The organism is Pseudomonas sp. UBA3153 (genome assembly GCF_002364635.1).
Taxonomy (GTDB): Bacteria; Pseudomonadota; Gammaproteobacteria; order Pseudomonadales; family Pseudomonadaceae; genus Pseudomonas_O; species Pseudomonas_O kuykendallii.
The window spans coordinates 1-5,601 of the sequence record NZ_DEYR01000070.1 but is presented as its reverse complement, the minus strand read 5'-3'; the positions used below and the strand labels follow the sequence as shown (position 1 = coordinate 5,601).

Below are 5,601 nucleotides of genomic sequence, written 5' to 3'. Positions count from 1 at the left end.
GGATCGCCACCGCCAGCAGCAGCGCCGGTACAAACAGCAGTGGCGACAGCAGGTAGCGGCCGCTGCGCCGGTACAGCCAGCGGCTGAGCAGGTAGGCCGCCAGTGTCAGGACGAACCAGAACAGCGGCATCGGCTCAAGATTCATGGCGCAGACTCCAGCGGCACACCGCCTCCACCGTCAGCGCCGTGGCCAGCATCACCAGCAGCGTGCTGCAGGCGATCACCGCGAGGATGCGCAGGCCTTCGCTGCGCAGCAGTGCGCCGTAGTCGAGCATGCTCATCAGCGCCGGAATGAAGAACAGCAGCATCTCCGCCATCAGCACGCCGGCGCCCAGTTGCAGCGCGGCGGGCTTGATCCAGCCGGTGGCGAACGCCGCCAGCAGAAGGCCGAGACCGATCACCCCGCCCGGGATCGGCCAGTGCAGCCAGAGCGCGAGCTGGGAACCGAACAGATAGAGACCGAGCAGCACCAGCAACTCGGAGAGCAGACGGGACAGATGGGTAACACGGGCGCGGGTCACGGCGGATTCCTCAACAGTTGGAAGAAAGTCTACGGTGCGCGTTACCATCTAAAAAACGAATTGTTCGAATCACAGGTATTCCAGAATGGAATTCAGACAGCTGCGCAGCTTTGCCGAAGTCGTTCGTCAGGGCGGCTTTACCCAGGCGGCACGCACGCTCAACGCCAGCCAGTCGGCGATCAGCAAACAGGTGGCGCAACTGGAGCAGCGCCTGGGCGTGCAACTTTTGCAGCGCCAGGGACCGCAGCTGCGCCTCACGGACGCCGGCGAAATCGTGCTGCGCCGCGTCGAGGAACTGCTGCGGGTACGCAAGGAATTGCTCAGCGAACTCGACGACCTCAGCCATCTGGCGCGCGGCGAGCTGAACCTCGGCCTGCCGATGCTCGGCAGCGACGCGCTGTTCGCCGGGCCCTTCGCCGAGTATCGGCGGCGCTACCCGAACATCGCCGTGCACCTCACCGAGGACGGCAGCAAGAGCATCGAGCAATTGGTGAGCAGCGGCGAACTGGAGATCGGCGCCGGGATGCTCTCCGACGACCCGGTATTCGAGAGCCAGCTGTTCTGCAACGAGCCGCTGGACATCCTGCTGCCCACCGACCATCCGCTGGCGGGCGAAGGCAGCCTGGAACTGGCGCAATTGGCCGACACGCCGTTCCTGCTCTACCAGCGCAGCTTCACCCTCAACGACCGCCTGCTGCAGGCCTGCCTGCAGGCCGGCTTCAACCCGCGCGAAGGAGGCCGCAGCGGCCAGGCCGACTTCCTCGCCGCACTGGTCGCCGCCGGCCAGGGCACGGTGCTGCTGCCGCGCATCGTCGCCCGCGGGCTGATGCGCCCGGGCGTGGTGCGCCTGACGCTGCGCGACAACGACCTGCGCTGGAACATCGGCTTCATCTGGCGCCGCGACGCCTACCTTTCGCATGCTGCGCAGGCGTGGCTGGCCCTGCTGCGCGAGTATCCGTCACCGTCAGACTAGCTCGGGGAACTCGCCGGCCAGGCGCGGCCATTCGCGCTGCGCCTGCGGGTCATCGGCGAGCAGGCGAAAACCCTCGAAGCGAAACTCCGGCGCGACGGTGCAGCCGACCAGCGTGTAGCGCCCGAGCGCACGCGCCGCCTGCCAGGCATGCGCCGGCACCGCCGCCTGCGGCAACTGGTCGACGGCGAGCGGGCCGAGGCGCTGGCTACGCAGCTCGTCGGGCGATTCGGCGATCAGCAGCTCCAGCGCGTCGCCTTCGTGGAAATGCCAGATCTCGTCGGCGTCCACGCGATGCCAGCGGCTGGCCTGACCTTCCAGCAACAGGAAGACGATGCTGCTGCAGACCGCGCGCTCGCCGTGGCGCTGCGCCGAGACGAACAGCCGCCGGTAGTAGCCGCCCTCCGGATGCGCCTGCAGGCCCAGCGTGTCGATCAGTTCCTGCGCGCGCGGATGCACCTCAGGCGCCCAGGGCGACGATGAATTCGCCCAGCCAGGGCTCGGCGTCGGTTTCCGGCGTCACCGTTTCGCTGGCGTCCAGGCGCAGCATCGGCAGCACCTCGCGCACGCCCAGCTCGGCGAACAGCTCGCGCAGCTGCTCCCCGCCGGCGCAGAAACTGTCGCCGTAGGCCGAGTCGCCCAGGCCGATCACCGCTCCCGGCAGGCCACGCCAGGACGCTGGAAGCTGGTCGCGGATGGCGTGGAAAAGCGGCTGCAGCGTCTCCGGCAATTCGCCGACGCCGGTGGTCGAGGTCACCGCGAGGATGGCGTCGGCGGGGAATTCCAGCAGCTCGCCGAGTTCGGCGCGCGGCTTGTGCAAGGTCTGCAGGCCGGCGTCGCGCAGCAGCTGCTCGGCATGCCGGGCGACTTCCTCGGCGGTACCGAAGACCGAGCCGGAGAGAATCAGGACGTTCATACGAGGGTTCCAGAACCAGTCGGAGGGCGGATTATGCAATAACTGTATGAGCGGGCCCGATCATTTAGAATCGCGCTTCTACCCTGCGGAGCCCGGAATGATCAGTCCCAAACTGCTGCAATTGGTCATCGACGCGTCCAACGACGGCATCGTGGTGGCCGAACGCGAAGGCGACGACAACATCCTCATCTATGCCAACCCGGCTTTCGAACGGCTCACCGGCTATCGCGCCGAAGACGTTTTGTACCAGGATTGCCGCTTCCTCCAGGGCGACGACCGCGAGCAGCCCGCGATTCGGGCGATCCGCGCCGCGCTGCAGGACAACCGACCCAGCCGGGAGATCGTGCGCAATTACCGCAAGGACGGCAGCCTGTTCTGGAATGAGCTGTCCATCACGCCGGTGCACAACGAGGCCGACCAGCTGACCTACCTGATCGGCATCCAGAAGGACGTCACCGAATTCGTCGAGGCCTGCGAACGGGTGAAGGCGCTGGAAAGCGAAGTAGCCGCGTTGAAGGCTGCGCTCGGAAAAGCGACGGAAGGCTGAACCCCCGCAGCTCGCAAGGGTCGAACATGGGTTGCCCCTCGAGTCGGGAGCCCACCGATGCAAGACGATCCGCTGCTTACCGCCGACGAGCTGGCCTATATCCGCAGCCTCCTCAACGAGGGCGAGGGCGCGCGACTCAATGCGTCCAACTTCCTGATCGACAGCAGCCCGCAAACCCAGGCGCTGCTGGCGGCGCTCGGCTCACGCGCACAACTGTCGCTCGAGGCGCAGATCGGCCATCAACGCCTGACCTTTCCGCTGCAGCTCGTGGAAGACGAGTCCCAGACGCTGCACCTGAAGCTGGAAGCCCCGCGCATCTTCGAACAGGGCCCGGTCGACCGACCGTGGCGCCTGCACCTGAACAAGCCCGTGGCGCTGCTCGACGAACGCGGCGAGGCCAGCGACCTGCGGGTCCACGAACTGTCGCCGAACGGCCTGTTGCTGGAAGTCAACGACGTCGCCCCGGCGCGCTTCGAACTTTCACTGCCGCTCCCCGGTGCGAAACCGATTCCGCTGCGTGGCCGGCTGGTGCGCAAGGTGGGACAGGGACTGTGTGCCTACCGCCTGCTGCACGAGAACGAGCGCACGCTGCGGCGCCTGCACACGTTCATCTTCCAGCAGCATCGTCTGCAGCACCCGCAGCTGCACGCCAAGGCACGCAGCGCCGCCGACGCCTGACGATCAGGTATCGAGGCGCTCGTCGAGAAAGCGCAGCAGGCGCTTGTGCATCTCGCGCCCCTCGCTGCCGAGGCAGCCTATCGGGGTGCCCGCCAGTTGAGCCTCGGCGAAATCTGCCGCGGCGCCCGCTAGCAACAGCGGGCAGTCGAGCATCAGCGCCAGCTTCGACAGCTGCCGCGGCAAGCCGGCGTCGCGCGGCTGGTGTGAAAGCACCACCACGGCGTTGGTCTGGAGCTTCTCGCCAATCAGCAGCAGCTCGTTCAGCGGTACGCCGAACCCCGGCAGGCTGATCGACACGTCCGGCCCGCCGAGCAACACGCCGGCCACCAGCAGTTCCAGCTCCCGGCAATGCCCGGGCACCGCCACCAGCAGCACGCGCGCGGCGTCATCGCTGCGGGTCAGCTGCAGGCGCAGCAACGCGCGCCCACGCAGGAAGCCGTCGAGAAACAGCCATTCGCTGGTCTTGCCGAACTCGCCCTGATGCACCAGCAGCTCCTCCCAGACGGGCATGAGCACGTCCTGGAACAGCGCCGCCAGCGGGTAGCTGGAAAACAGCAGGCCGTAGAGCCGTTCAAGCCCCTGCTCGTCGAAGGTCGCGACGGCGCGCCTGATCCGCGCCTGCCATTCCGCCCATTCGCCGCCGACCGCCGCGCGCTCGGCGACCACGCTTTTCGGCACGCTCTCGCCACGCGCCAGCACGGTGCCCACCTTGCTCACCGCGACGCCGCGTTCGAGCCAGCCGAGAATGCTGTGCACACGGTCGATGTCCGCCTGCGAGTACAAGCGGTGGCCGCTGTCGGTGCGGGTCGGTTCGATCAGGCCGTAGCGTCGTTCCCAGGCACGCAGGGTGACCGGGTTGACGCCCGTCAGCCGCGAAACCTCGCGGATCGGGAACAGCTCCTGGCGTTTCAACGCCTCGGAGGCAAGGGAAGCTGCATGGGAGAACTGAGTCATGGCGCCGCCAACTCGCGAAGATGTCGCACAGTGTAACGCGCGAGGGAAACGCTCGGCAGCATCCGACCCGGCAGGACGCCGGCCCATTTGGCGACAACCGACCAGAAGACGCGCCCTGCTGGTGCGAACTTGGCGCGCCGCTGCGACCTGGGTGGGCAATTTCCGTGATTGACGGGGAGCGAGGCCTTTCCCTGCAGGCAAAAGCGACTGCTAAAGACCGGCCCACCCTCGCGTCGAAAAAGCCCGGTTCACGCGCCGTACATGGCGCTTTTCCACGCCACGCATGGGCATGCGGGTAGCGCTGCGACGCCGCCATGAGGAATAATCTTTGCTTGTCATTTCAGGCAGCCCACCACCCCGGCGCTGCGTGATGCGAAACGTCCTACCCGGACCGCTCGCCCCATCGATGGAGATACACAATGTCTGCCGAACCCGTCACCCTCATGGTGGCGCGCCGTGTCGCCCATGGCCGCTATCAGGACTTCATGACCTGGCTCCGCGAAGGCGAACAGCTCGCCGCGGACTTCGCCGGTTACCTCGGCTCCGGCGTCCTCGCCCCGCCCGCCCACGACAACGAATTCCAGATCGTCTTCCGCTTCGCCGACGCCGCGACCATGGCCGCCTGGGAACATTCGGCGTCGCGCAGCGCCTGGCTAGAACGCGGCCAGGGCCTGTTCGCCCAGCCGCACGAACGTCGCGCCCAGGGCCTCGACGCCTGGTTCGGCAGCGCCGACAAACGCCCGCCACGCTGGAAGCAGAGCGTTGCCGTATGGCTGGCGTTCTTCCCGGTTTCGCTGGCCTTCAACCTGCTGTTCGGCGACGCGCTGGTCGCACTGCCGCTGGTGCAACGGGTGCTGCTCAGCACCCTGGTGCTGACGCCGGTGATGGTCTGCCTGTTCATCCCGCTCTCCACCCGCCTGCTGGCGCCCTGGCTGGAAGGCAAGCGCCCGCGCGACCGAGTGGCACGCACCGGCAAGCCGGCGTTCGACGCGAAGTAGGCCGCGCGCCGCCGCCC

8 protein-coding genes and 1 pseudogene are annotated in these 5,601 nt (G+C 67.3%); 4 read left to right on the top strand and 5 right to left on the bottom strand.

Annotated features, from left to right (window positions below; translation table 11 throughout):
• Both B2X67_RS16055 and B2X67_RS16050 read right to left on the bottom strand, forming a co-directional pair.
• Positions 1 to 145: pseudogene (locus B2X67_RS16055) on the bottom strand (LrgB family protein); the annotation flags it as partial.
• Complete coding sequence (locus B2X67_RS16050; protein WP_245728152.1) at positions 135 to 521, bottom strand: CidA/LrgA family protein; 387 nt, start codon at positions 519 to 521, stop codon at positions 135 to 137. The gene B2X67_RS16050 and the pseudogene B2X67_RS16055, both read right to left, overlap by 11 nt.
• An 85-nt stretch (positions 522 to 606) precedes the next feature.
• On the opposite strand from B2X67_RS16050, the gene B2X67_RS16045 reads away from it, so the two are divergent.
• Positions 607 to 1,494: a LysR family transcriptional regulator gene (locus B2X67_RS16045; protein ID WP_282343705.1), complete on the top strand. Its 888-nt coding sequence runs from the start codon at positions 607 to 609 to the stop codon at positions 1,492 to 1,494.
• Here the strand turns inward: B2X67_RS16045 and B2X67_RS16040 are convergent.
• Positions 1,486 to 1,950, bottom strand: a complete 465-nt coding sequence (locus B2X67_RS16040) for a cupin domain-containing protein (RefSeq protein ID WP_286786093.1) — start codon at positions 1,948 to 1,950, stop codon at positions 1,486 to 1,488. The genes B2X67_RS16045 and B2X67_RS16040 overlap by 9 nt on opposite strands.
• A gap of 1 nt (position 1,951) precedes the next feature.
• Positions 1,952 to 2,407, bottom strand: a complete 456-nt coding sequence (locus B2X67_RS16035) for a flavodoxin (RefSeq protein ID WP_286786092.1) — start codon at positions 2,405 to 2,407, stop codon at positions 1,952 to 1,954.
• 97 nt (positions 2,408 to 2,504) lie between these two features.
• Here B2X67_RS16035 and B2X67_RS16030 point away from each other — a divergent pair, with 97 nt between their 5' ends.
• Together B2X67_RS16030 and B2X67_RS16025 are read left to right on the top strand one after the other, a co-directional pair.
• On the top strand, positions 2,505 to 2,954 hold the full coding sequence (locus tag B2X67_RS16030) for a PAS domain-containing protein (protein ID WP_282343700.1): 450 nt from the start codon (positions 2,505 to 2,507) through the stop codon (positions 2,952 to 2,954).
• Between the two features lie 57 nt (positions 2,955 to 3,011).
• Positions 3,012 to 3,632 carry a hypothetical protein gene (locus B2X67_RS16025; protein WP_282343698.1) on the top strand — a complete coding sequence of 207 codons (621 nt, stop codon included), beginning with the start codon at positions 3,012 to 3,014 and terminating at the stop codon, positions 3,630 to 3,632.
• A 3-nt stretch (positions 3,633 to 3,635) separates the two neighbouring features.
• Here B2X67_RS16025 and B2X67_RS16020 read toward each other — a convergent pair whose 3' ends face one another.
• Complete coding sequence (locus tag B2X67_RS16020; RefSeq protein ID WP_286786091.1) at positions 3,636 to 4,586, bottom strand: MerR family transcriptional regulator; 951 nt, start codon at positions 4,584 to 4,586, stop codon at positions 3,636 to 3,638.
• Between the two features lie 419 nt (positions 4,587 to 5,005).
• On the opposite strand from B2X67_RS16020, the gene B2X67_RS16015 reads away from it, so the two are divergent.
• Positions 5,006 to 5,584 carry an antibiotic biosynthesis monooxygenase gene (locus B2X67_RS16015; RefSeq protein WP_286786090.1) on the top strand — a complete coding sequence of 193 codons (579 nt, stop codon included), beginning with the start codon at positions 5,006 to 5,008 and terminating at the stop codon, positions 5,582 to 5,584.
• Positions 5,585 to 5,601 lie beyond the last annotated feature (17 nt).